This window comes from Actinomycetospora sp. ABD4_176, assembly GCF_056311855.1.
In genome coordinates this window covers 3,117,104-3,141,945 of record NZ_CM149974.1, presented here as the reverse complement: position 1 = coordinate 3,141,945, position 24,842 = coordinate 3,117,104, and the positions used below count along the sequence as shown (strand labels likewise).

The 24,842-nt window shown below is 74.8% G+C and carries 22 protein-coding genes and 1 pseudogene; 13 read left to right on the top strand and 10 right to left on the bottom strand.

What is annotated here, in order from left to right; all coding sequences use genetic code 11:
• Positions 1-80 precede the first annotated feature (80 nt).
• The 5 genes and pseudogenes from ACYX4T_RS15175 to ACYX4T_RS15155 all read left to right on the top strand — a co-directional run bounded on the left by ACYX4T_RS15175 (position 81) and on the right by ACYX4T_RS15155 (position 4,778).
• Positions 81-1,328 carry a PrsW family intramembrane metalloprotease gene (locus ACYX4T_RS15175; protein ID WP_476010128.1) on the top strand — a complete coding sequence of 416 codons (1,248 nt, stop codon included), beginning with the start codon at positions 81-83 and terminating at the stop codon, positions 1,326-1,328.
• A gap of 128 nt (positions 1,329-1,456) precedes the next feature.
• Entirely contained in the window at positions 1,457-2,431 is a 975-nt protein-coding gene (locus ACYX4T_RS15170) for a Rossmann-like and DUF2520 domain-containing protein (protein WP_476010127.1), read from the top strand.
• Between the two features lie 14 nt (positions 2,432-2,445).
• Positions 2,446-3,345, top strand: a complete 900-nt coding sequence (gene panC / locus ACYX4T_RS15165; RefSeq protein WP_476015284.1) for a pantoate--beta-alanine ligase — start codon at positions 2,446-2,448, stop codon at positions 3,343-3,345.
• Between the two features lies 1 nt (position 3,346).
• Positions 3,347-3,802: pseudogene (gene panD / locus ACYX4T_RS15160) on the top strand (aspartate 1-decarboxylase); the annotation flags it as partial.
• Between the two features lie 151 nt (positions 3,803-3,953).
• Positions 3,954-4,778 carry a type III pantothenate kinase gene (locus ACYX4T_RS15155; RefSeq protein ID WP_476010126.1) on the top strand — a complete coding sequence of 275 codons (825 nt, stop codon included), beginning with the start codon at positions 3,954-3,956 and terminating at the stop codon, positions 4,776-4,778.
• A gap of 16 nt (positions 4,779-4,794) precedes the next feature.
• Here ACYX4T_RS15155 and ACYX4T_RS15150 read toward each other — a convergent pair whose 3' ends face one another.
• A complete protein-coding gene (locus ACYX4T_RS15150) occupies positions 4,795-6,306 on the bottom strand; it encodes a GAF domain-containing protein (protein ID WP_476010125.1) in 1,512 nt (503 codons plus the stop codon).
• A 281-nt stretch (positions 6,307-6,587) separates the two neighbouring features.
• On the opposite strand from ACYX4T_RS15150, the gene exaC reads away from it, so the two are divergent.
• The 4 genes from exaC (at position 6,588) to ACYX4T_RS15130 (ending at position 9,774) form a co-directional block, all read left to right on the top strand.
• A complete protein-coding gene (gene exaC, locus ACYX4T_RS15145) occupies positions 6,588-8,111 on the top strand; it encodes an acetaldehyde dehydrogenase ExaC (RefSeq protein WP_476010124.1) in 1,524 nt (507 codons plus the stop codon).
• Positions 8,111-8,548, top strand: a complete 438-nt coding sequence (locus ACYX4T_RS15140) for a DUF779 domain-containing protein (RefSeq protein ID WP_476010123.1) — start codon at positions 8,111-8,113, stop codon at positions 8,546-8,548. Before exaC ends, ACYX4T_RS15140 begins: the two co-directional genes overlap by 1 nt.
• A gap of 123 nt (positions 8,549-8,671) precedes the next feature.
• On the top strand, positions 8,672-9,274 hold the full coding sequence (locus tag ACYX4T_RS15135; RefSeq protein ID WP_476010122.1) for a cysteine hydrolase family protein: 603 nt from the start codon (positions 8,672-8,674) through the stop codon (positions 9,272-9,274).
• Positions 9,275-9,396: 122 nt separating this feature from the next.
• On the top strand, positions 9,397-9,774 hold the full coding sequence (locus tag ACYX4T_RS15130; RefSeq protein ID WP_476010121.1) for a histone-like nucleoid-structuring protein Lsr2: 378 nt from the start codon (positions 9,397-9,399) through the stop codon (positions 9,772-9,774).
• A gap of 5 nt (positions 9,775-9,779) precedes the next feature.
• On the opposite strand, the gene ACYX4T_RS15125 is transcribed toward ACYX4T_RS15130, so the two are convergent.
• Entirely contained in the window at positions 9,780-10,469 is a 690-nt protein-coding gene (locus ACYX4T_RS15125; protein WP_476010120.1) for a Crp/Fnr family transcriptional regulator, read from the bottom strand.
• Positions 10,470-10,639: 170 nt separating this feature from the next.
• Here ACYX4T_RS15125 and ACYX4T_RS15120 point away from each other — a divergent pair, with 170 nt between their 5' ends.
• Both ACYX4T_RS15120 and ACYX4T_RS15115 read left to right on the top strand, forming a co-directional pair.
• Positions 10,640-11,944, top strand: coding sequence for a M23 family metallopeptidase (locus ACYX4T_RS15120; protein ID WP_476010119.1), 1,305 nt, complete (start codon positions 10,640-10,642; stop codon positions 11,942-11,944).
• A gap of 334 nt (positions 11,945-12,278) precedes the next feature.
• The gene (locus tag ACYX4T_RS15115) at positions 12,279-14,816 is read left to right on the top strand and encodes an ATP-dependent Clp protease ATP-binding subunit (protein ID WP_476010118.1); all 2,538 of its coding nucleotides are present in this window, start codon (positions 12,279-12,281) and stop codon (positions 14,814-14,816) included.
• A 125-nt stretch (positions 14,817-14,941) separates the two neighbouring features.
• Here the strand turns inward: ACYX4T_RS15115 and ACYX4T_RS15110 are convergent, their stop codons facing one another.
• The 3 genes from ACYX4T_RS15110 to ACYX4T_RS15100 all read right to left on the bottom strand — a co-directional run bounded on the left by ACYX4T_RS15110 (position 14,942) and on the right by ACYX4T_RS15100 (position 18,206).
• On the bottom strand, positions 14,942-15,922 hold the full coding sequence (locus ACYX4T_RS15110) for a hypothetical protein (protein WP_476010117.1): 981 nt from the start codon (positions 15,920-15,922) through the stop codon (positions 14,942-14,944).
• Between the two features lie 190 nt (positions 15,923-16,112).
• Entirely contained in the window at positions 16,113-17,102 is a 990-nt protein-coding gene (locus ACYX4T_RS15105) for a helix-turn-helix transcriptional regulator (protein WP_476010116.1), read from the bottom strand.
• Positions 17,103-17,135: 33 nt separating this feature from the next.
• On the bottom strand, positions 17,136-18,206 hold the full coding sequence (locus ACYX4T_RS15100; RefSeq protein ID WP_476010115.1) for a YihY/virulence factor BrkB family protein: 1,071 nt from the start codon (positions 18,204-18,206) through the stop codon (positions 17,136-17,138).
• Between the two features lie 60 nt (positions 18,207-18,266).
• Here ACYX4T_RS15100 and ACYX4T_RS15095 point away from each other — a divergent pair, with 60 nt between their 5' ends.
• Positions 18,267-19,373: a DNA glycosylase AlkZ-like family protein gene (locus tag ACYX4T_RS15095; protein ID WP_476010114.1), complete on the top strand. Its 1,107-nt coding sequence runs from the start codon at positions 18,267-18,269 to the stop codon at positions 19,371-19,373.
• 52 nt (positions 19,374-19,425) lie between these two features.
• Here ACYX4T_RS15095 and ACYX4T_RS15090 read toward each other — a convergent pair whose 3' ends face one another.
• From ACYX4T_RS15090 to ACYX4T_RS15080, 3 genes are all read right to left on the bottom strand, one after another.
• Positions 19,426-20,175, bottom strand: coding sequence for an SIR2 family NAD-dependent protein deacylase (locus ACYX4T_RS15090; RefSeq protein WP_476015283.1), 750 nt, complete (start codon positions 20,173-20,175; stop codon positions 19,426-19,428).
• A gap of 95 nt (positions 20,176-20,270) precedes the next feature.
• Positions 20,271-20,591 (bottom strand): antibiotic biosynthesis monooxygenase family protein, encoded by a 321-nt coding sequence (locus ACYX4T_RS15085; RefSeq protein WP_274201910.1) that lies wholly within the window; start codon positions 20,589-20,591, stop codon positions 20,271-20,273.
• Positions 20,592-20,596: 5 nt separating this feature from the next.
• The gene (locus ACYX4T_RS15080) at positions 20,597-21,604 is read right to left on the bottom strand and encodes an HhH-GPD family protein (RefSeq protein WP_476010113.1); all 1,008 of its coding nucleotides are present in this window, start codon (positions 21,602-21,604) and stop codon (positions 20,597-20,599) included.
• 111 nt (positions 21,605-21,715) lie between these two features.
• On the opposite strand from ACYX4T_RS15080, the gene ACYX4T_RS15075 reads away from it, so the two are divergent.
• Positions 21,716-22,726 carry a DUF4232 domain-containing protein gene (locus tag ACYX4T_RS15075; RefSeq protein ID WP_476010112.1) on the top strand — a complete coding sequence of 337 codons (1,011 nt, stop codon included), beginning with the start codon at positions 21,716-21,718 and terminating at the stop codon, positions 22,724-22,726.
• Here the strand turns inward: ACYX4T_RS15075 and radA are convergent.
• Both radA and ACYX4T_RS15065 read right to left on the bottom strand, forming a co-directional pair.
• The gene (gene radA, locus ACYX4T_RS15070) at positions 22,710-24,125 is read right to left on the bottom strand and encodes a DNA repair protein RadA (protein WP_476010111.1); all 1,416 of its coding nucleotides are present in this window, start codon (positions 24,123-24,125) and stop codon (positions 22,710-22,712) included. The genes ACYX4T_RS15075 and radA overlap by 17 nt on opposite strands.
• Before the next feature lie 61 nt (positions 24,126-24,186).
• Positions 24,187-24,729: a copper chaperone PCu(A)C gene (locus ACYX4T_RS15065; protein WP_476010110.1), complete on the bottom strand. Its 543-nt coding sequence runs from the start codon at positions 24,727-24,729 to the stop codon at positions 24,187-24,189.
• Between the last annotated feature and the right edge of the window lie 113 nt (positions 24,730-24,842).

Sequence of the window (24,842 nt, the reverse complement as noted above, 5' to 3'; positions counted from 1 at the left end):
GCGTCCGAAGTGCCCGTTGATCACCGGTGAACGACCCGTGGACGGGCCCCGCGCCGCAGGTGTCGTTACCCTCCGGCAGGGTGATCGCCCCTCCGGTCCGCCTGGCGCCGCAGCAGCGCCGGACGCTCGTGTGGCCGGTGCTCGGCCTGATCCTCCTCGGCATCTGCGCGCTGATCACGGTCGGGCTCGCGAGCACCGAGATCGGCGCGGTCGGGGTGGTCGTCGGCGTCGTCCTCGCGCTCGTGCCGGTCGCGCCCGTCGTCGCGGCCTTCCTGTGGATCGACCGCTTCGAGCCCGAGCCGCCGCGCCTGCTGCTCGGCGCGTTCCTGTGGGGCGCGGGGTTGTCGGCGCTGGTCGCGGTCGTCATCAACTCCAGCGCGATCATCGCCGCGGAGCTCCTGCTCGGTCGGGGGCAGGGCGACGTCGTCGGCGCGGTGATCTCGGCGCCGCTGGTCGAGGAGTTCGTCAAGGGCGCGTTCGTCGTCGGCCTGCTGCTCGTGCGGCGACGCGAGTTCGACGGGATCGTCGACGGCGTCGTCTACGCGGGGATCACGGCCGCCGGGTTCGCGTTCACCGAGAACATCATCTACTTCGGCCGCGCCTTCGCCGAGGCGTCCGACGGCGCGCCCGCCGGCGCGGTGCTCGCGACGTTCGTGCTGCGCGGCGTGCTCTCCCCGTTCGCCCACCCGCTGTTCACGGCGATGATCGGGATCGGCGTCGGCATCGCCTCGCAGGCGCGCTCGCGGGTCGTCGGCACCGCGGCGGTGCTGGGCGGCTACGTGCTCGCGGTGATGCTGCACGCGCTGTGGAACTCGTCGACCCAGCTCGGCGCCGGGTTCTTCGGTGTCTACGTGCTGATCATGCTGCCGCTGTTCGCCGGGATGATCGGCCTCGTCGTCTGGCAGCGCCGCCGCGAGGCCGACGTCCTCGCGCGCCAGATGCCGGGGTTCGCCGCCGCCGGCTGGATCGCGCCGAGCGAGGTGCCGCTGCTCTCGAGCCTCGCCGGCCGGCGCCGCTGGCGGAGCGCGGTGAACCGGCGCGCCGGCGCCACCGCCGCCCGCGCCGTCGAGGACTACCAGCACGCCGTCACCGAGCTCGCGTTCCTGCGCGCGCGGGCCGAGCGGGGCGCGCTCCCACCCCGGCCCGACTGGCACGCCGAGCTCCTCGACGCCGTCGTCCGCACGCGCCTCGCGGCCGTCAACGCCCCGGGCGTCCAGGGCCCGACCGGCCCTCCGCCCGGACCCGGCGGCCCCCCGCCGTCCTGGCCCGGCGGCCCCCCGGTCCCGCCCCACCAGCCCCGGCCCCACCAGCCCTCGCCCCCGTCCTGAGCGCCGAGCGGGCGTGAACCCGCTCACCGCGACGGTCGCGGCGCGCGCGGAGGGTTACCGTGGGCACCAGTGATCGTCCGGTACCCGCGCGAGCGGGACGGGAACGAGCCGAACGAGTGAGGTGGCGCGTGGGCACCGACGCCGGCGAGGACGCCGGGCGGTGGGAGCAGACGTCCGGGGAGCCCGGGCCGTCCCCCACCCCTCGGGAAGGCTCACGGCTCGCGGTCGGCGTGGTCTCCGCCGGCCGGGTCGGCGCGGTGCTGGGCGCCGCGCTCGCGCAGGCCGGGCACCAGGTCGTCGCCGCCTCCGCCGTCTCCCGCGCCTCGCGGGCCCGCGCCGAGGAGCTCCTGCCCGGCGCCGCGATCCTCCCGCCCGACGAGGTCGTCCGCCGCGCCGACCTCGCCCTCCTCGCGGTCCCCGACGACGTGCTCCCCGGCCTCGTCCGCGGGCTCGCCGCCTCCGACTGCCTGCGCCCCGGCCAGATCGTCGTCCACACGTGCGGCGCCGCCGGGGTCGGCGTGCTCGCCCCCGCTGCCGAGCACGACGTCCTGCCGATCGCCCTGCACCCCGCCATGACGATCACCGGCCGACGAGAGGACGTCGCGCGCCTCACCGGCGCCTGCGTCGGCGTCACGGGCCCGGAGCAGACGACGGAGGACGCCGACGCCGCCTGGCTGGTCGGCGAGGCCCTGGTCGTCGAGATGGGCGCGGAGCCGGTGCGCGTCCCCGAGGCCGTGCGCCCGCTCTACCACGCCGCCCTCGCCCACGGCGCGAACCACCTGGTCACGCTGGTGCGGGAGGCCTCCGACCTGCTCTCCGGCGCCGGCGTCGAGCCCGCCGAGCGGGTGCTCGCCCCGCTGCTGTCCGCCGCGCTGGACAACGCCCTGCGCCACGGCGACCGCGCGCTGACCGGCCCGGTCGTCCGCGGCGACGCCGGCACGGTGGCGATGCACCTGCGCCACCTCGACGACCGGGCGCCCGCTGCGGCCCCGCTCTACCGGGCCCTGGCCCGGCGCACCGCCGAGCGCGCCCGCGACGGCGGACTGGTCGACCCGGCTGCCGCCGACGACGTGGTGGCCGCCCTCGAGAGGCACCTCCCGTGACCCGTCCCTCCAGCCTGCGCACCCACGACCTCGTCGGCCGCGCGCGCCCGCAGTACGACGCCGGGCGCCTCACGGTGCACCGCGACCCGAACACCCTGCGCCGCGTCACGAAGGCCCTGCGCGGCGGCGGGCGGCGCGTGACGCTCGTGCCCACCATGGGCGCCCTGCACGAGGGCCACCGCGAGCTGATGCGCCGCGCCCGCGGCGTGCCCGGCGCCTCGACCGTCGTGTCGATCTTCGTGAACCCGAGGCAGTTCGGCCCGGGCGAGGACTACGGCCGCTACCCGCGGGCCTTCGAGGGCGACCTCGAGATGTGCCGCGAGGAGGGCGTCGAGCTGGTCTTCGCCCCGGAGGTCGAGGACATGTACCCCGCCGGGTTCGCGACCTCGGTCCACCCCGGCCCGCTCGGCGACGAGCTCGAGGGCGCGGTCCGCCCGGGCCACTTCGCGGGGGTGCTGACCGTGGTCAACAAGCTCTTCGCGATCACGACGCCCGACGTCGCGTTCTTCGGCGAGAAGGACTACCAGCAGCTCACGCTCATCCGGCGCATGATCCGCGACCTCGACATGGACCTCCACGTCGTGGGCGTCCCCACCGTCCGCGAGGCCGACGGCATGGCCCTGTCGAGCCGGAACGCCTACCTGACGGCCGACGAGCGCCACGCCGCCGTCGCGCTGTCGGCCGCGCTCTCGGCCGGGCAGCACGCGGGTGAGCAGGGTGCGGCCGCCGTCCTCGACGCCGCCCGCGCCGTGCTCGCCACCGAGCCGACGCTGGCCGTCGACTACCTCGAGCTGCGCGACGAGGACCTCGGTCCCACCCCCGACATCGGTCCGGCGCGGCTGCTGGTCGCCGCCCGGGCCGGCACGACCCGTCTGATCGACAACGCCGCGGTGTCCCTCGTGAGGAGAGTCTGACGTGCAGCGCACCATGCTGAAGTCCAAGATCCACCGGGCGACGGTGACGGACGCGAACCTGCACTACGTCGGGTCGGTGACCGTCGACGAGGACCTGATGCGGGCCGCGGACCTCCTGCCCGGCGAGCAGGTCGCCATCGTCGACGTCACCAACGGCGCGCGCCTCGAGACCTATGTGATCACCGGGCCCGCGGGCTCCGGCGTCATCGGGATCAACGGCGCGGCGGCCCACCTCGTCGCGCCCGGCGACCTCGTCATCCTCATCTCCTACGGCGTGATGGACGACGCGGAGGCCCGCACGTACCAGCCGCGCGTCGTGTTCGTCGACGAGCACAACCGCGTCCTCGACCGCGGCGCCGACCCGGCCCACGTGCCCGACGCCGCGCCGACGACGTCGCTGCTGCGCCCGGGCACGGACGCGACCGGCGCCCGCCCGGCCCGCCGCCACGACGCCGCCGCCGGCCCGGCGATGACGACGGTCGGCGGGAGCTGGGGCGCCGAGCCGACCCGCGACGAACGTCCCGCCCGGCGCCGCGACGCCGCCGAGACCACCGACGCGCGACGGCTCGACGCGCTGCTGTCCGCGGACCACTGAGGGGGCCGACGTCGTGCTGCTCTGCGTCGACGTCGGCAACACGCAGACCGCGCTCGCCCTCTACCCGCCCGAGGGGCCCGCGGTGTGGGACGCGCGCCTGCGCACCGAGCCCCGGGCCACCGGCGACGAGATCGCGCTGCTGGTCCGTGGCCTGCTCGGCGCCCGGGTCGGTGACGTGTCGGCGGTCGCCGCGCTGTCGACGGTGCCAGCGCTGGTGCGCGAGCTGCGGGGCATGGTCACCCGTCACTTCGCGGGCCTGGACCACCTGCTCGTCGAGCCCGGCGTGCGCACCGGGGTGCCGCTGCTGGTCGACAACCCCAAGGAGGTCGGCGCCGACCGCGTCGTCCAGGCCCTCGCCGCCTTCGAGCGCCACGGCGGGCCGTGCGTCGTCGTCACCTTCGGGACGTCGACGACCGTGGACGGGGTGTCGGCGCGCGGGGAGTTCCTCGGCGGGGCGATCGCCGCCGGCGTCGCGGTGTCCGCCGAGGCGCTCGCGGTCCGCGCCGCGGCGCTGCGCCCGGTCGAGCTCGTCGTGCCGCGCTCGGTGCTCGGGCGCAACACCGTCGAGAGCATGCAGGCCGGGCTCGTGCTCGGGGCCGCGGCGCAGGTCGACGGGCTCGTCGCCCGGGTCGGCCGCGAGATCACCGCGCGCGACCCCGAGGGCCGCGCGCCGGTCGCCGTCGTCGCGTCGGGCGGGCTCGCGCCGGTCGTCGTCGACGAGTGCGCGTCGGTCACCGACCACGTGCCCGACCTGACCCTGCTGGGCCTGCGCACCGTGCACCGGCGCTGGCAGGAGCGCCGCGAGGATCGCGCCGCGAAGCGGGCTGCGCGGTCCTGAGGCCGGCGGGTCCTTGTCAGACCCCGGCGGGTGGGTGTCGGACCGCCAGCTCGTCGCGCCGCGGGTCGCCGGCGGGCAGGACCCGGCGCAGGCGCTCGGCGATCGCCTCGTCGGCCCCGTCGTCGGCGCCGCCGTCGGCCCCGTCGTCGGTCCCGCCGGCCCGGGCCAGCGCCCAGAGCGCCCACAGCGCCTCGGCGTCGCCCCGGCGCAGCACCGCCGCGTGCACGGCGACCTCGAGGTGGTCGCGCTCCTCGCGCACTCCGGGGGCGTCGGAGGCGGGCAGCAGGGCGCCGCGGCGCAGGACCTCCGGCGGCGGCAGGCGGCCCGCGCGCAGGGCCTCGCGGACACCCAGGAAGTCGGCGTCGACGCGGGCGCGCAGCCGGTAGGGCTGGGTGCTGATGATCGAGGACCCGAGCGCCGCGCGCAGCCGGTGCACCTCGGCGCGCACGGTCACCGGGTTGCCGGCGTCGCCGTAGAGCGCGCGGGCGAGCCCGTCGGCGGTGAGGCCGTCGGGGTGCAGGGCGAGCACGACCAGCATCTCGGCGTGACGCAGGCTCAGCCGCACCGGACGGCCGTCGAGGCGCGCGACCGGACGCTCGGCCCCGAGGAACGGCAGCGCCAGGCTCGGCCCCGACGACGCACGCGGCGCGAGGCGCAGCAGCCACCCCTCGGCGAGGGGCTCGAGGACGCCCTCGCCGCGCTCGCCGAGATCGACGCGCCCCCCGCCGTCGGGGATTGCGACGCGCTCACCGAGCCAGTCGGCGGGCTGCGCGTCGATCACCCGCCCACCGGGCGCGAGCAGGGCACCGGGCGCGCCGCGCAGGCCGTCGAGGTGGGGTCGGTTGCGGATGAGCAGGCGCTCGTCGCGCTCGACGAGGCGGGCCTGCAGGTGCACCTCGGCGAGCTCGGCCGCCGCCCTGACCAGGGCGAGCGTGCTCGGGTGGAAGGTGCGCAGCGGGCCGGTGAGGTCGATGGCGGCGACGACCTCGCCGCTGTCGGGGTCGTGGATCGGCGCCGCCGCGCAGGTCCAGGCGTGGTAGAGCCGCACGAGGTGCTCGGCGGAGTGGATCTGCACCGCCCGCCCCGAGGCGAGCGCGGTGCCCATCGCGTTGGTGCCGATCGAGTCCTCGCTCCAGCGCGTGCCCTCGACCAGCGCGACGCCGTCGGCCCGTCGCAGGACGTCGGCGTGGCCCTCGCGCCACAGGATGTGGCCGCCCGCGTCGGTCACGATCATCATGTGCACGGCCTCGTCCGCGACGTCGAGCAGCGTGCGCCGCAGCAGCGGCAGCACCGGGGCGAGCAGGTGCCCGCCGCGGACGTCGTCGAGCTCGTGGGTGCCGAACACCTGTCGCGGCCGCCCGTGGTCGGGGTCGACGCGGGCGTCGAGCGAGCGCCGCCAGGACGCCGACACGACGTCGCGCGGCGTGCCGGGGCTCGCGGTGCCCGAGAGGACGGCGTCGCGGATGCGTGCGAGGAGGTGGGCGCGCTCGACCGGGTCGGACGGCCCGAGCGTCGGCGTCCCGGGCACGGCCGGACGGGGCGTGCCGCGCGCAGGACGCTGGCTCCCCGGCATCGGCGTCCCCTCCGACCCGTCGACGGGAGGTGCCGCCGTGGCACGTGGCGTCCCGCCGGGGACACGAGTCCCCGTCGACCGATCGTGCTGCATCGTGCGGGGTGAGGCAACCCTACATCGGATCCTCGCGCGCGGCCTCCGTGCCGTGCGAACACCGCAGATGCGTGGCAACGTCCGTGCAACCCCCGCGTCCCTAGTGTCCGCGCTCACGTAGCCCACGACGTGGAGGGACACAGATGGCCACCTACGCGGCCCCGGGACAGGCGGACAGCGTCGTCTCGTTCAAGCCCCGGTACGACCACTTCATCGGCGGCGAGTACGTCGCGCCGGCGAAGGGTCAGTACTTCGAGAACCCGACCCCGCAGACGGGGCAGACGTTCACCGAGGTCGCCCGCGGCACGGCCGACGACGTCGAGAAGGCCCTGGACGCCGCCGAGGACGCCGCGCCGGCGTGGGGCAAGACTTCCGTCGGCGAGCGCGCGAACATCCTCACCACGATGGCGGACCGGATCGAGGCGAACCTCGAGAAGATCGCGGTCGCCGAGAGCTGGGAGAACGGCAAGGCGGTCCGCGAGACGCTCGTGGCCGACATCCCGCTGGCGATCGACCACCTGCGCTACTTCGCGGGCGCGATCCGGGCGCAGGAGGGCCACCTCTCCCAGATCGACGAGGACACGATCGCCTACCACTTCCACGAGCCGCTGGGCGTGGTCGGCCAGATCATCCCCTGGAACTTCCCGATCCTCATGGCGATATGGAAGCTGGCGCCGGCCCTCGCCGCCGGCAACGCCGTCGTCCTCAAGCCCGCCGAGCAGACCCCGGCGTCGATCCACGTCCTGCTGGACGTCGTCGGCGACCTCCTGCCCCCCGGCGTGCTCAACGTCGTCAACGGCTTCGGCGTCGAGGCGGGCAAGCCGCTCGCGTCGTCCGGCCGCATCCGCAAGATCGCCTTCACCGGGGAGACGACGACCGGGCGCCTGATCTCCCAGTACGCCTCCGAGAACCTCATCCCCGTCACCCTCGAGCTCGGCGGCAAGAGCCCGAACATCTTCTTCGACGACGTCGCCGCGGCGCAGGACGCGTTCTACGACAAGGCGCTCGAGGGCTTCGCGATGTTCGCCCTCAACCAGGGCGAGGTCTGCACCTGCCCGTCGCGCGCGCTCGTCCAGGGCGGCATCTACGACGAGTTCGTCGCGCAGGGCGTCAAGCGCGCCGAGCAGGTCAGGATGGGCAACCCGCTCGACACCGAGACGATGATGGGCGCGCAGGCCTCGAACGACCAGCTCGAGAAGATCCTGTCCTACATCGACATCGGGCGGCAGGAGGGCGCCAAGGTCCTCACCGGCGGCGAGCGCGCCGACCTGGGCGGCGAGCTCTCGGGCGGCTACTACGTCCAGCCGACCGTCTTCGAGGGCGAGAACTCGATGCGGATCTTCCAGGAGGAGATTTTCGGCCCGGTGCTGTCGGTGGCGCGGTTCAGCGACTACGCCGACGCGATGACGCAGGCCAACGACACCCTCTACGGACTCGGCGCCGGCGTGTGGTCGCGCGACACGAACACCGCCTACCGCGCCGGCCGCGACATCCAGGCCGGCCGGGTCTGGGTGAACAACTACCACGCCTACCCGGCCCACGCGGCCTTCGGTGGCTACAAGCAGTCGGGCATCGGCCGCGAGAACCACAAGATGATGCTCGACCACTACCAGCAGACCAAGAACATCCTCCAGAGCTACTCGGACAACGCGCTGGGATTCTTCTGATGGACCGGGTGAGCACCAGCACCGACGTCACCGAGCAGGTGCCGGAGGTGCCGGGCTCGGGCACCGGCCGGGTCGCCCTGTCGCCGCGGGCGGCCGAGCTCCTGGTGTCGCTCACCGCGATCCACGGTCCCCTGATGTTCCACCAGTCCGGCGGGTGCTGCGACGGCAGTGCGCCGATGTGCTTCCCGGACGGGGACTTCAGGCTCGGGGGCTCCGACGTGCACCTCGGCGACCTGGTCGTGGAGGGCCTGGAGAGGCCGATCGGCTTCCACATGTCCGCCTCGCAGTACGAGTACTGGAAGCACACGCACCTCACCGTCGACGTGGTGAAGGGTCGCGGCAGCGGGTTCTCGGTGGAGGCGCCCGAGGGCGTCCGCTTCATCATCCGCTCCCGGCTGTTCACCGACGACGAGCTGCGCGAGCTGGGCGACCGGTAGCCGGTCGCTGTACGGGCACGACCCGACCGAGTAGGACCGAGGGGCGCCCCGGCTGCGTGTGACGCAGCGGGGGCGCCCCTCGCACGTCAGCCCCGAACGGCCCCCTGACGAAGGAGTTCGACGATGAGCACCCCGCCCTCGACCACGCTGCGCGAGCTGACGGGCATGCCCGCCGCACCCGCGTCCCTGCGCGAGTCCGCGCTGGTCATGATCGACCTGCAGAACACCTACACCCGCGGCGTCATGGCCCTCGAGGACGTGGAGCCGGCGATCGACGAGGCCGCCGCCCTGCTCGACCGTGCGCGCAGCGCGGGCATTCCGATCGTCCACGTCCAGCACGACGCGGGGGAGGGCTCGCCCTACGACGTGCGTGCCGAGATCGGGGCCATCGTGGACCGCGTCGCCCCGCGCGAGGGCGAGCACGTCGTCGTCAAGAACTTCCCGAACGCGTTCGTCGGCACCGACCTCGAGGCGCACCTGCGCGGGGTGGGCGCGTCGAACCTGGTGCTGGCCGGCTTCATGACGCACATGTGCGTCAACTCCACCGCGCGCGGCGCCTTCAACGCCGGTTTCGCGCCCTCGGTGGTGGCGGGCGCGACCGCGACCCGCGCCCTGCCCGGACCCGACGGCACGGTTTCCGCGTCCGCCTTGCAGAGCGCGAGCCTCGCCGCGCTGGCGGACATGTTCGCCGTCGTCGTTCCCGGCAGCGCCGCGATCCCGGACTGACGCGCAATTGTCGGTATGCGCCCGGAGCGAGGTGATGAATCGCGGCGTGGATCACTCGACAAACGCGTCTCCGCGGAAATAAGGTCCGGCCACATTCCCGGTCGGTGTGCGGAGGTCGCGTGATGGCGCAGAAAGTCGTGGTGTCGCTCGTCGACGATCTGGACCAGTCGGAAGCCGACGAGACGGTCGAGTTCGGGATCGACGGCGCCACGTACGAGATCGACCTGTCCGAGTCCAACGCCTCGGCGCTGCGCGACACGCTCGCCGACTACGTCGCCCACGCCCGGCGCAGCGGGGGCCGGCGCCGGTCGTCGGGCGGCTCGTCGGCGCCCGCCGGCGGGCGGCGGGGCAGTGGCGGCGGCGGTGGTGGTGGCCGGGCGGCGGTCGACCGCGAGCAGAACCAGGCGATCCGCGAGTGGGCGCGCAAGCAGGGGATGACGGTCTCGGAGCGCGGGCGCATCCCCAGCGAGGTCAGCGAGGCCTACCACAAGGCGCACTGAGCAGCTCAGGCGTCGGCGTACGCGCCGAGCGCGGCGCGGTCGAGCGTCACGCCGCGCCCGCCGGGGTGCACGGTGACGAGGCCCCGGTCGGCCAGCGCGCGCAGGGCGGTGTTGAGCGTCTGGCGGGCGATGCCGAGACGCTGCGCGAGCAGGGTCTGCGGGCCGCCGAAGTCGACGACGTCGCGGCCGGCGGCGAGCTCGAGCAGCAGGACCGCCAGGCGCCGGTCGACGGGGCGGCGCAGCCCGCTGCGGGCGCGGTTCTGCAGGCTGACGATGCGCACGAGGTCGCGCGCGAGCGCGAGGAGCGCCTCGGGGCTGCTGCGCAGGGCCCGCAGGGCCGCGGGCGCGGGGACGACGACGACCGTCGAGTCCCGCAGGGCCACCGCGTCCTCGGTGCGCGGGCCGGGCCGCAGGACCTCGAAGTAGCCGAACGCATGCCCCTCCGCGGCGACGCCGAGGTCGATGACGTCCCCCGCCGCCGAGCTGAGGCGCGCGACGACCGCGCCGTGGCGCAGGACGAACATGGCGTCGCCCGGGCCGCCCTCGAGGAAGACCGGTTCGCCGGCGACGTAGTGCCGGACCACCGACGCGGCGCAGAGCAGGCGGATCGCCGCGTCGTCGAGGTCGCGCAGCTGCGGGCACGCCCGCAGGACCCGCTCGGTCCGCGCGTCCGGAGCCGAGACCGTCACCGTCATCCCGCGACCCCCTGTGGCTCCGTCTCGATTGCTGTTCACCTGTCCGGCCCAGCCGCGCTGTCATTGCGATGACAGCGCGTCGATCATGCGGGGGCCTAGCGTCCGCCGTCGACGGTCCGGTCGGAACTCCGACATCCCGGGCCGCGTCGATCGAGTCCCGGGAGACGGCAGTGGGCGTGCGCAGAGGTGGGCGGGCGGCGGTCGTGGGCGCCCTGCTCGCGGCGGTGACGGTGCTGGCGGCGTGCGGCTCCTCCGGGGCGGGAGCGACACCGCCCCCGTCGGCGTCGCCCGCGGCCGGCACCGCGCCCGCGGAGGGCCCCTTCGGCGGCCCGTCGGCCGCCGACTCCCCGGCCGGCGGGGTGTCGGTGTTCACCCCCGTCGCGGCGACCGTCCTCGCCGCGCCGATCCCGGTACCGGCCACCGACGGGCGTGTCCACCTGGCCTACGAGCTGCAGGTGAACAACATCCTGACCTCCCCGGCGACGATCGAGGCCGTCGAGGTCGTCGGCGACGGCCGGTCGCTGCTGCGGCTGCAGGGCGACGCGCTCGCCGCCTGGATCAAGCCCTTCGGGGGCGATCCGGGCACCCGGGACCTCGGAACGGGGCAGGGCGGTCTGATCTGGTTGGACGTGTCCCTGCCGGTAACCGACCCCGTCCCGGCCCGCCTCGAGCACCGCCTCGACGTCCGGTTCGCCCAGCCGTCACCGCCGCTCGTGCCGCCGACCCTGACCGCCACGGTGGCCCCGACGACGGTGGACCGGACCCCGCCGGTGCGGATCTCACCGCCGCTGGCCGGACCCGGCTGGGTCGACGGCGACAGCTGCTGCACCCTCGGCGCGCACCGGGGGGCGGTGAGCCCCATCGACGGGCGGCTGTGGGCGCCGGAGCGCTTCGCCATCGACTACGTGCAGGCCGACGCCTCCGGCCGGATGCTGGTGGGCCCGGCGACGGACATGGCCAGTTACCCGTACCACGGCGCGGACATCCTGGCCGTCGCCGACGGACCGGTCGTCGGGCTCGTCAGCGACCTGCCCGAGCAGCCGCCGGGGGCGAACCCCAGCGGCCTGACGCTCCAGCAGTACGGCGGCAACCACGTCGTGCAGGACCTCGGCGGCGGGCGCTACGCCTTCTACGCCCACCTGCAGCCCGGGAACCCGCTCAACCTGGCCGTCGGGCAGCCGCTGCGCCGCGGCCAGGTGATCGGCAAGCTCGGCAACTCGGGCAACACGAGCGCCCCGCACCTGCACTTCCACGTCATGGACCGGACCGACCCGCTCGCCGCGAACGGGCTGCCCTTCGAGTTCGACTCCTTCACCCTCGAGGGCCGGGTGACGTCGGACGAGGCGGTGGTGGCGGCCTCGGAGAACCCCGTGCCCTTCCCCCTGGACCGGGCCGGGGCGGGCCCGCGGGCCGGGGTGTCGCCGCTGGGCCTCGACGTCATGGGCTACCCGGCCGCCGCCCCGACCGGGGGGTGACCGGGGGGGCGCCCCGGTCGACCACCCGGTCCCGGCCGGGGGGTTCACCGGTGGCGAACACCTCGGCGGGATGACCCGGACGTCGGGGATGGTTGGAAGGACGGAACGGGGAGGGCCCACGACGGTCCGTCGTCGCGTGTCCGCCGTCACGGTGGTGCAACCGTCACCGTCCCGTGACGTCACGCGCGACGACTACGATGGCCTTACGGTGCAAGGGCAGTTCGGGCACCGTGGGGGTCCCGATCCGTCATCGGGCACCAGCCAAGGGGCCACCGTGGCGTTCCTTCGGGGACAATCGGTGGAGGACCGCCGGCGCAGCAGTCAGGAGTGACAGATGTTCGAGAGGTTCACCGACCGCGCGAGGCGGGTGGTCGTCCTGGCCCAAGAAGAGGCCCGGATGCTCAACCACAACTACATCGGCACCGAGCACATCCTGCTCGGGCTGATCCACGAGGGCGAGGGCGTCGCCGCCAAGGCGCTGGAGTCCCTGGGCATCGCCCTCGAGGGCGTGCGCCAGCAGGTCGAGGAGATCATCGGCCAGGGCCAGCAGGCGCCGAGCGGCCACATCCCGTTCACCCCGCGCGCCAAGAAGGTGCTGGAGCTGTCGCTGCGCGAGGCGCTGCAGCTCGGGCACAACTACATCGGCACCGAGCACATCCTGCTCGGGCTCATCCGCGAGGGCGAGGGCGTCGCCGCCCAGGTGCTCGTCAAGCTCGGCGCGGACCTCAACCGTGTGCGCCAGCAGGTGCTGCAGCTGCTCTCGGGCTACCAGGGCAAGGAGCCCGCGGAGTCCGGCAGCCAGCGCGGCGAGGGCACCCCGTCGTCGTCCCTGGTGCTCGACCAGTTCGGTCGCAACCTCACCCAGTCGGCCCGCGAGGGCAAGCTGGACCCGGTCATCGGCCGGGAGAAGGAGATCGAGCGGGTCATGCAGGTCCTCTCCCGGAGGACCAAGAACAACCCGGTCCTCATCGGCGAGCCCGGCGTCGGCAAGACCGCCGTCGTCGAGGGCCTCGGCCAAGCCATCGTCAAGGGCGAGGTCCCCGAGACGCTGAAGGACAAGCAGCTCTACACGCTCGACCTCGGGTCGCTCGTGGCGGGCTCGCGCTACCGCGGTGACTTCGAGGAGCGCCTCAAGAAGGTCCTCAAGGAGATCCGCACCCGCGGCGACATCATCCTGTTCATCGACGAGCTCCACACGCTCGTCGGCGCGGGTGCCGCCGAGGGCGCGATCGACGCCGCGTCGATCCTCAAGCCGATGCTGGCCCGCGGCGAGCTGCAGACCATCGGCGCCACCACGCTCGACGAGTACCGCAAGCACGTCGAGAAGGACGCCGCGCTCGAGCGCCGCTTCCAGCCGATCCAGGTGGGGGAGCCCTCGGTGGCGCACTCCATCGAGATCCTCAAGGGGCTGCGCGACCGCTACGAGGCGCACCACCGCGTCTCGATCACCGACCCGGCGCTGGTCGCGGCGGCCACCCTGGCCGACCGCTACATCAACGACCGCTTCCTGCCGGACAAGGCCATCGACCTCATCGACGAGGCCGGCGCCCGCATGCGCATCCGCCGCATGACCGCGCCGCCGGACCTGCGCGAGTTCGACGAGAAGATCGCCGACGTCCGTCGCGAGAAGGAGTCCGCGATCGACGCGCAGGACTTCGAGAAGGCGGCGCGCCTGCGCGACGAGGAGAAGAACCTCATCGGGCAGAAGACCGAGCGCGAGAAGCAGTGGAAGTCCGGTGACCTCGACGTCGTCGCGGAGGTCGACGACGAGCAGATCGCCGAGGTGCTGGCCAACTGGACCGGCATCCCGGTGTTCAAGCTCACCGAGGAGGAGACCACCCGCCTGCTGCGCATGGAGGACGAGCTCCACAAGCGCATCATCGGGCAGGAGGACGCGGTCAAGGCCGTGTCGCAGTCCATGCGACGCACCCGCGCCGGCCTCAAGGACCCGAAGCGTCCGTCGGGCTCGTTCATCTTCGCCGGCCCCTCGGGTGTCGGGAAGACCGAGCTCACCAAGGCGCTCGCGGAGTTCCTCTTCGGCGACGACGACGCGCTCGTCCAGATCGACATGGGCGAGTTCCACGATCGCTACACCGCCTCGCGGCTCTTCGGCGCGCCCCCCGGGTACGTCGGGTACGAGGAGGGCGGCCAGCTCACCGAGAAGGTGCGCCGCAAGCCGTTCTCGGTGGTCCTCTTCGACGAGATCGAGAAGGCCCACTCCGAGGTCTACAACACGCTGCTGCAGGTGCTCGAGGACGGCCGCCTGACCGACGGTCAGGGCCGCATCGTCGACTTCAAGAACACGGTCATCGTGTTCACGTCGAACCTCGGTACGCAGGACATCTCGAAGGCGGTCGGCCTCGGGTTCCAGTCCGGGCAGGACTCGGGCTCGAACTACGAGCGCATGAAGAACAAGGTGACGGACGAGCTGAAGAAGCACTTCCGTCCCGAGTTCCTCAACCGCATCGACGACATCATCGTGTTCCACCAGCTGCGCGAGGACGAGATCGTGCAGATGGTCGACCTGATGATCGGGCGCACCGAGAAGCAGCTGCAGAACAAGGACATGTCGATCGAGCTCACCGACGCCGCGAAGAAGCTGCTCGCGCAGCGCGGCTTCGACCCGGTGCTCGGCGCCCGTCCGCTGCGCCGCACGATCCAGCGCGAGATCGAGGACCAGCTCTCCGAGAAGATCCTCTTCGGCGAGGTCGAGTCCGGCCAGATCGTGCTCGTCGACGTCGAGGGCTGGACGCCCGAGACCGACGACAACGGGGTCACCCGGCCCGCGCCCGAGTCGGCCACCTTCACCTTCCGCGGTGAGGCCAAGCCGACCCCGGTGCCGGACACCCCGGAGGTCGCCGCGGCGGAGTGATCCGCCCGCAGCACGTCACCGGAGCCCCGGTCCCCTCCCTCGCGAGGGGCCCGGGGCTCCGGCGTGTGCGGGGTGTGTCAGCGAAGTGCCGTTGCAGACGTTGAGTGTCCGTATCGGTACTTCGATCACTGGAAGCTGCGGCCGATGCCGACGCCGTAGATCGCCCGCGCCGAGGGTAGGGCGGCGGCTACTCGTAGGCCGGCGCGGATGTCGTCGTGCACCCCATCCGGATCGTCCCGTGCCTGCGTGGGACGCGTGCTGAGGACGTGCAGCCCCACACCACGGAGCCGACGCTGCCGCTCGAGTGTCGCTCGCACCTGCTCCGGGGTGGCGAAGTGCTGCTCGACCGAGTCGATCTCCCAGACGAAGCCGTGCTCCCGCACGAGGCCGTCGACGGTGGCGACGAAGTGGCCGTTCTCGTCGAGCACGTCGATGTTCCACTCGATCGCCGGCAGGTCGTCGAACGACTCCCACAGCGCCCTGGCGCTGAACTCCGCCGGGGAGAGGACGCCCTCTCGCGCTGCCTCGAGAACGCGCCGCGGCGCGGCCGTGCCCTTGCGGGTACCGATCTCGAGCTCTCGCCACAGCGCCTCGACCGTCAGCGTGCGGCGCTGGACGGGCTCGGTGACGACGGCGGCGATGGCCTCCAGGTCCTTCAGCCGCCTGACGTGGTCGACGATGCATCGTGGGAGCGGAGCCACCGGCAGTCCGTCGCGTTCGACCGGTCGCGGTAGCCGAATCGTCCGCTCGATCGTCGCTCGTCCCGAGCTCAGCACCCGCCGGTCGAGCGTGATCAGGACGTGGTCGAAGGTCGGGGCTCCGCCGCGCTGCAGTCCGTGGTGGCGCATCCCGCTGAGCCCGGTGAGCATCGCGCCGTCGCCGGCATAGACCAGCGCGGCGATCTCCCACTGACGTGGCGTCGGCGTCCCCTTGGTGAGCATGATCGTGCCCGGCAGGAGCAGCGTCCACGGGCCGTCCTGCTGCGTCCGCCGGTAGACAGTGCGCTCGGGCACCCCGAGCTCGACGAGCTCCCGCGCGGAGATGACGTCGTCCCAGCTGGCGATCCGGAGCGCCTCGATGTCCCGGGCCCACATCCCACGTCGCATGACCGCGAGGGTCCGGTGGGCGTCGTCCCGCAGTCACGCCGCCGACCTCCACCTGTGGATCGGCGAGACCGTTGTGGATGCAGGCGTGCCGGGTTCGCCCGCCCGCGCCGGCGACCGGACCCACGGGGGCCGGTGATCAAAGTACCGATACGGACACTCAACGTCTGCAACGGCACTTCGCTGACAAACCTCAGCCGTCGTACATCCCGGCGAGGGCGTGGGCGACGCCGGCCATCTGCTCGCGCAGGGCCAGGGGGGCGAGCACCTCGACGTCGGCGCCCAGGGCGAGCAGCTCGTGGCGGGCGTGGGCGATCGACTCGATCGGGATCACCGCCTCGACCCAGCCGTCGGCGTCGGCCGGCCAGGTGCCCTCGGCCAGCGCGCGGGCGGTGTGGGGCGTGAGGACCACCGGAGCCAGCTCGAGGGCCCGCGGCGAGAACCGCACGGTCGCCTCGGCCTGGTACAGCGCGTCGGTGAGCTCCCGGGTGCGCTGGTGCCAGTACTTCCAGAGGTCGAAGCCCTCGGGCCGGTCGAAGCGGACGTCGAGGGTCTCGAGGTCGAGGATGCGCGCGACGCGGTAGGTGCGCGGCTCGGCGCCCCCGCTCGGCACGGCGACCAGGTACCAGGTGCCGGCCTTGAGCACGAGTCCGAGCGGTTCGAGCTCGCGGTCGACCTCCGGCTCCCGCCCGCCGGTCGCCCAGCGCCGATACCGCACGCGCAGCACGCGCTGGTTCCACACCGCGTCGGCGACGCCGGTGAGCGTCGGGACGTGGTCGGCCTCGCGGAACCAGCCGGGGGCGTCGAGGTGGAAGCGCTCGGCGATGCGGCCGGCGCGGTCGGAGAGCTCGCCGGGCAGCGCGGCCTGGACCTTGAGCTGCGCCGCCGCGAGGACCCGCCCGAGCCCGAGCTCCGCGGCCGCCTCGGGCATCCCCGACAGCGCGAGGGCGTCGGCCTCCTCGGCGGTCATGCCGGTCAGGCGGGTGCGGTAGCCCTCCAGCAGCGAGTAGCCGCCGTCCGGGCCGCGGTCGGCGTAGACGGGCACGCCGGACGCCGAGAGCGCGTCCATGTCGCGGTAGATCGTGCGGATCGAGACCTCGAGCTCGTCGGCGAGCTCCCGCGCCGTCAGACGGCCACGGTTCTGCAACAGCAGGAGCACGGAGAGGAGGCGGCTGGCGCGCACAGGTCAGTGGTACCCCATGCCTGACAGGTCCTGTCAGGCACGTCCCCCGTCCGGACTGGCGGGTTCAGCCGGTTGCTGGGGCTCGTCGGGCTCGAGCCGGTCGGGGACCCCGTCGTCGTTCTCGTCGATCAGCAACGGGTTGCCCATCCCGACCCGCGCCGCCTCGAGCTGCGCCGCCACGGCCACGCCGAGCAGGAGCGCGATGCCGGTCGCCATCGCCCACAGCAGGAGCGCCATGATCCCCGCCAGCGGACCGTAGATGTCGCTGAAGTCGCCCGAGAGGGAGACGTAGAGCGCCACCGCGCCGGAGGCCACGAGCCAGAGCAGCACGGTCAGCCCGGCGCCCAGGGCGAGCCAGCTCAGCGCGGGCTGGTGGCGTCGGGGCGAGAACCGGAAGAGCACGGTGACCGCGACGACGAGCGCCGCGAGGCCGATCGGCCAGCGCACGACGTCGAACACCGTCTCCGCCGCGTCACCCCAGCGGTAGACCTCCTCGACGGCGTCGCCGAAGGGGCCGCCGGCGATGATCAGCACCATGCCGACGCTCAGCGCGGTGCCCGCCGTGACGGTCAGTGCGCCGGCGCGCAGGTACTTGCGGATCATCGGCCGGTCGCGCTCCACACCGTAGATCCTGTTGACCCCGCGTTCGAGCTGCGCGACGGCGCTCGTCATCGCGAGGAACGCCGTCGCGAGACCCAGCCCGACCGCGATCTCGCCGATGTCCTCGCCCCGCGGGTCGCCGGCGTCGTCGCCGGCGCTCTGCGGGTCCTCGGCCGGTCCGCGGGCGACGATCCCGGCGAGCAGCTGGTCGCCGGTCCCCGGCGACACCGCGACGACCGTGCGCGCGACGACCTGCGCCGCGGACTCGACGCCCACCACCGACGCGAGCCCGCTGCCCGCGATGACCAGCGGGACCGTCGCCAGCGCGAGCTGCAGGGCGAACGCGCGCGCGTGGCTGAAGCCGTCGCCGTAGCGGAAGCGCAGGAACGCGTCGCGCAGCAGCTCGCGCAACCCGACCCGGCGCGCGGCGTGCCAGGCGTCGTCGGCCGAGAGGGCGTCCCCTTCCATGTCCGTGGTGACGGGCACCGCGCGCACAGAGCTCACGACGTCATCTTCCCCGGATCCTGACCGGAGATGTCAGCAGCGGTACGGCAGGCTCACCGCATGGTCGAGACGCTCACCCGCGAGCAGGTCCTGGCCCACCGGGTCGCCGCGCAGGGGCTGCACCGCGACCGGGCGCCGGCGGCCCTGTTCTCGCTGGGCATCCAGGACGCGGGGCCCACCGCACGGCTCGCGATCGCCGCCCGGTCCGACGGCAACCCCGACCCCGCGGCGCTCGGGCTCGTCGACGGTTGGACCCACCGTGGCGCGCCGCACCACCACCCCCCGGCCGAGCGCCAGGCCATCGCCGCGGCGGCGCGCCCCTTCGACGACACCGACGCGGCCGTGCGGCTGAACTGGAGCGGGCCCGAGCAGCGCCGGGTCGGCATCCCCGCCCGCGAGGCGATCGACCGGGCGGCGGACGCCCTGGTCGAGGTCGTCACCGAGCCGATGACCAAGGGCGCGGCCAGCGGTGCGGTGACGAGGCTCCTGCCCGACGCCCTGCTGCGCGACTGCCGCGGCTGCGCCACCGTCCACGTCAACGAGCAGCTCTTCCGGCTCTCGGCGTTCCCGGTCGGCGTCGGGCTCGACCCGACGGCGCGGACGCTGCTGCTGACCCCGCCGCCGGCCGGCTGGCGGCGCCCGGTCGAGGGTGACCCGGCGCGGGCGGCGCGCCTGGTGCTCGACTACCTGCGGGTGCTGGGACCCGCCGGGCCGCGCGAGGTCGCCGACTTCGTCGGGACGTCGGCCGCGGCGTTCGCGCCCGCGTGGGAGGCGGCGCTGCCCGGGCTCGCCGAGGTGTCGGTCGAGGGCCGGCCGGCGTGGCTGCCCGCCGACGACCTCGGCGTCGCCCTGGCCGCGCCGGACCCGGACGTCGTGCGGTTCCTGCCGCCGCTGGACCCGATGCTGCAGGCCCGCGACCGCCCGCTCCTCGTGCCCGACGAGGCGCTGCGCAAGAACCTGTACAAGATCATCGGCAACCCGGGGGCGCTGCTGGCGGACGGGGAGATCGTCGGCACCTGGCGGCCACGGGCGTCGGGGAAGAAGCTGACGCTCGAGGTCGCGCCGGTGGTGCCACTCGCCCCGGACGTGCGGGCGCGCCTCGATGACGAGGCGGAGCGCGTCGCCGCCGCCCGCGGGCTGCGGCTGGCGGGGCTCACCGGGGTCTAGTTCGCAGCGAACGTGGCGTTCGCTGCTTCTAGGCGCGCGAACTCCCTGTCGATCACCCGGCGAGCGCGGCGTCGATCGCCTCGAGGGCCGCGCGGGCGCCGGCGGCGAGGGCGATCCCGCGGCCGTGGCGGATCTCCGGCTCGCGGACGTTGATCCGCACCAGCGCGCCCGACGCCGCGGAGGCGAGCTCCGCGTGCCGGCGGACGGTCGGCACGGCGGTGCCCGCGCCGAGCTCCAGGACGACGAGCCGCGACGCGTCCTGCGTGCGCAGCCAGGCGCGGTGCTCGGCCTCCTTCTCGCCGTGGTGGCCGGGCACCCAGGCGCCGTCGCCGAACATGAGGATGTTGGGCCGGGCCACGCGCCCGCACCGGGGGCACGCGGGCAGCGGCGGACGGGCGCGCATCGTGTCCTCGTCGACGACGACGTCGACGTCGTCGGCGGGCCAGGTGCCGTCGTGGCAGGGCCGGGTGCACTGCAGCATCCCGATGGCGCCGTGGCACTCGGTGACGAGGTCGTCGGCGAACCCCGCCGCCTGGAACGCCCCGTCGACGTTCGACGTGAACACCCGCGCCGGCCGGTGAGAAGCCCAGCGCCGCAGAACCCCGTACCCGGCATGGGGGACCGTGCGCCGGTAGAGGGCCAGGCGGTGGCCGTAGAAGCCCCACGCCAGCTCGGGGTCGGCGTCGAAGTGCTCGGGATCGGCGATCTCGGAGAACCGCAGCCCCAGACGCCGGTAGGGCGGGTAGGCGCGCCAGAAGCCCTCGGGCCCGCGGAAGTCGGGCAGCCCCGAGTCGACGCCCATCCCCGCCCCGGCGCAGACGAGCAGGGCCGCGGCCCCGGCCACCGCCTCCGCCGCGGCGCCGACGAGGGCCGGCTCCGGGGCCGGAGCCTCGGGGCTCAGGACTCGCCGCCGCCCTTGCCGACGGACAGCGCGACCTCGAACTGCAGCAGGTCGGCACCAGTCGCGACGGGCTGCTGGCGCTGCCCGGCGTGCGCGGCCTCGGCGGCACCGCCACCGCGCCAGGCCTCGAACGCCTCGTCGGACTCCCAGCGCGTGTAGACGAAGTAGCGGTGCTCACCCTCGATCGGGCGCAGCAGCTCGTAGCCCAGGAAGCCCGGGGTGTCGAGCATGCTGTCGCCGTGCGCGGCGAAGCGCTTCTCGAGCTCGGGGCCGCTGCCCTCGGGGACGTGGATGGCGTTGATCTTCACGACGGCCATGGCCGTCAGCCTACGTCGCCCGCCTCACCCGGCAGCGCGAAACGACCGTCGGCCAGCTGCTCGACGAGGCCGTCGACGAGCAGCGAGTCGAGGCACCGGGCGCGCTGTGCCGGGTCGGTGAGCCACGCCTCCTCGAGCGCCTCGGCGGCGACCGGGCCGGGTGCGGAGCGCAGGACGTCGAGCAGCCGCCCACGCACCTGCCGGTCGGTGCCCGCCCAGGTCTGGGCCTTGCGCACCGGCCCGTCCCACACCGGGCGCCCCAGCCGCTGCCAGGCGCACAGGTGCACCACGGGGCAGCCCCCGCAGCGTGGCCCGCGGGCGACGCACACCGTCGCGCCGAGCTCCATCAGCGCCGCCGACATCGTCGCCGCGTCCTCGTCCCGGGGGGCGGCGAGGGGGGCAGCGAAGGTCACCTCCGCTGCGTCCGACGCAGCGAGGGCGTCCCTCGCTCCCGGGTCGGTGCCCGGCAGCAGGGCCTCGACGTCGGCCAGGTCCCGTGAGGCCGCCGGCCCCGCCTCGGCGCGCCCGTGCACGGCGCGGGCGACGACGCGGCGGACGTTGGTGTCGACGACCGGCACCCGCTGCCCGTGGGCGAACGCCGCGACCGCGCGGGCGGTGTAGGTGCCGATCCCGGGCAGCGACTCGAGGGTCTCGACGTCGGTGGGGACGACGTCGCCGTGGTCGGCGGCGATGGCCTGCGCCGCGGCGTGCAGGCGCAGCGCCCGGCGCGGGTAGCCGAGCCTGCCCCAGGCCCGGAGCACGTCGGCGGCGGGCGCGGCGGCCATCGACGAGGGCCGCGGCCAGCGCTCGAGCCACGCGCGCCACGGCTCCTCGACCCGCGCCACCGGCGTCTGCTGGAGCATGATCTCGCTCACGAGCACGCCCCACGGCGACGTCCCGGGCCGACGCCAGGGCAGGTCGCGGGCGTGCCCGCGGAACCAGGGGACGAGGACGTCGGCGAGCGGGGTGTCGCCGGCGGTGGCTGCGCCGGCGGCGGACGTGGTGGTGCCCATCGACCGCCGATCCTGCCCGGGGCGCCCGCCGTCGCCACCGTCGGGTGAAACGGACCGGCGACCGCGTGGTGGAGGGTCGCCCTGCGCGATGGCGAACCTACTTTCCGTGACGTGTGGGAGCCGGTCGGACCGCTCGCGCCGTCGGTCTACTGGCGGCGCCGGTTCCTCGCGCTCGGCGTCGTGACCCTCGTGCTCGGCGGGTTCGTCTGGGCCGCGGTCGGCCTCGCGAGCGGTGAGCCGGAGCCCGCGACCGTCGAGGCCCGCGCCCGAGCCGCCGCGATGGCCGGGGCGGATCCCGCGGGCAGCGCCGCGGCGGCCGCCTCCGGCACGGACGCGCCGGGCCCGATCGAGGCGGCGCTCCCCGGCGCCTCGGTCGCCACACCGCCCGGCGCCTCGGCCGCCACCCCGCCCGGCGCCCTGCCCGCGCTCCCGACCGCCGGGGCGCTGCCCGGCGAGCCCGGCGCGCCCACCGTCGTGCCCCCGGGCGACGGGCCGGGCCTCGCGCCGGCGCCGGTGCCCGACGGCGCACTGCTCGTGCCTCCGGGCGGCACGGGGTTCCGCGGCTTCCTGCCGCCCGGCGTGCCGACGGGCTCCGCGGGCCCGCTGCTCGCGACGCCGACGACCACACCGGCGCCGAGTACCACGGTGCCGCCCACCACGACGACCCCGAGCACGACGGCCCCGTCCAGCGCGCCGCCCGAGCCCTCGACCGCCGCCGCGCCCGAGCCCGACCCGTGCGCCGACGGCGACCTGCGCATCACCGCCCGCACCGACGCGACGAGCTACCCGGCGGGCCGCAAGCCGGTCCTGAGCCTCGTCGTCACCAACACCGGCGGCGCGCCGTGCGTCCGGGACCTGGACGCGGCGAAGCAGGCGGTGGCCGTGGTCCGCACGCCCGGCGACGGCCTGTGGGGCAGCAACGACTGCTCGCCCGGCGACACCGACGACGTCCGCACCCTCGCGCCCGGCGAGGAGGCCGTGTTCTCGGTGCGCTGGTCGGGCAAGACGTCGATGCCGGGCTGCGCGGGACAGCGGACGGTGGTGCCGCCGGGCACCTACCAGCTGCTCGCGCGCCTCGACGGCATCGTCAGCGACCCGGTGTCGTTCACCCTCGAGGGCTGAGGTCCGGGTCCTTCTCGAGGGTGGTGCGCCGCAGCGCGCCGCGGAGGTCGTCGACCGGGGCCGCCGTCAGGCCCTTCGGGGTGCGGACCTCGCCCGGCGGGACGATCGCGCGGCTGATGCCCAGCCGGCCGGCCTCGGCGAGGCGTCGCTCGAGGGCGACCACCCGGCGGACCTCGCCGCCCAGCCCGACCTCGCCGATCGCGACGAGTCCCGAGCGCACCGCCTCGCCGTGGTAGGCCGAGGCGATCGCGATGGCGACCGCGAGGTCGGCCGACGGCTCGCGCAGCTTCATGCCGCCGACCGTCGCGACGAAGACGTCCTTGTCGTGCAGCCGCAGCCCGCACCGCTCCTGGAGCACCGCGAGGATCTTCGCGACGCGGCCGCTGTCGAGGTCGGACACCACGCGCCGCGGCGGGGTGTCCGACGGTCGGGTCGCGACGAGGGCCTGCACCTCGGCCATCAGCGGGCGACGCCCCTCCATCGCCACCGTCACGGCCTGGCCCGCGACCGTGCGCTCCAGACCGCCGGTGAACAGGCCCGACGGGTCGGTGACCTCGGCGATGCCGCGGTCGTTCATCTCGAAGCAGCCGACCTCGTCGGTGGCGCCGAAGCGGTTCTTCAGGCCGCGCACCAGCCGCAGCGGCGAGTGCCGGTCGCCCTCGAAGGAGAGCACCACGTCGACGAGGTGCTCGAGCGTGCGGGGGCCGGCCACCGCGCCGTCCTTGGTGACGTGCCCGATGAGGACCACGGGCAGGTCGCGCTGCTTGGCGAGCGCGACGAGCGCCGTCGTGACCGTGCGCACCTGCGAGACGCCGCCCGGCGAGCCCTCCGCGGTCGCGGTGCCGACCGTCTGCACCGAGTCGACCACCAGCAGCTCGGGGTCGACGGCCTCGACGTGGGCGGCGATCTCCTCGAGATCGCCGGTGGCGGAGAGGAACAGGTGCGGCGCGAGGCCGCCGGTGCGCTCGGCGCGCAGGCGCACCTGGCCCGCCGACTCCTCGCCCGTGACGTACAGCACCGTCGCCCCGTCACGCGCCCGGCGGGCCGCGACCTCGAGCAGCAGCGTCGACTTGCCCACCCCCGGCTCGCCCGCGAGCAGCACGACCACCCCGGGCACGAGGCCGCCGCCGAGCACGCGGTCGAGCTCGCCGACGCCCGTCCGGCGGGCCGTCGCGGTCTCGAGGTCGACCTGGCCGATCTGGCGGACCGGGCTGGCCGGGCGCGCCGCGGGCGTCGGCGCCACGCCGGGCCGTCCGCTGCGCCCGGGCGCCGGGGACGTGTCGGGGGCCTCCTCGACCGTGCCCCAGCCGCCGCAGTCCGGGCAGCGGCCGACCCACTTGGCGGCCGTGTGGCCGCAGGCGGTGCACTCGAAGCGGGGGGCGCGGGCGCGTGACGTCACGAGGGCACCGTAGGACGGACCCCCGACAGCGCCGCGGAGCGCGCGGGCGTCGAGCCGGGGATCAGCCCACGGACGGGCCGGGGCCGACGACGATCGTCGGCACGGTGACGGCCCCGGCGCGCTCGAAGGTGAAGGTGACCGCGTACGTCGGACCGGGGCGGAGCTGCTGCGTCACGCCCGTCAGCGCGAGGCGCATCGACGCGGAGACACGACTGGTGACGTCCGGCCCGGTGGGGATCGCGGGCTCGGCGCCGACCATCCGGAGCGCGTTCTCGGCCGGGATCGTGGTCGGCCCCTCGGGGCGCGCGGAGACGGCGTAGGGCGTCGACACCGAGACCAGGCGGTCGGCCGTCGAGCCCTGGTTGATGATCGTCCCGCGGATGAAGATCTCGCCACCTGCCGGCACGGACTCGGCCGGTCCCGCGTCGAGGGAGACGTCCTGCAGCAGGATGTCCCCCACCTGGCCGTCCGCCCCGGAGGCCTGGGAGACGATCGTGTCGGTCTGGGTGACGGCCCCGGCGCTGCACCCGGCGAGCGCGAGGGCCGCGGTGAGCAGGGTCGCGACGACGATCCCGGGTCGGGGCCCGCGCGGGCGGCGGCTCATGGGTCCGGGTGTCCTCTCGGGTGGGGGCGGTCTCCAGACGGCGAGCGACACCCTAGTACCCGCGACGGGTCCCGGCCCTCCGGGCGCGGGCCCTGACCGGGGCAAGCACGCGC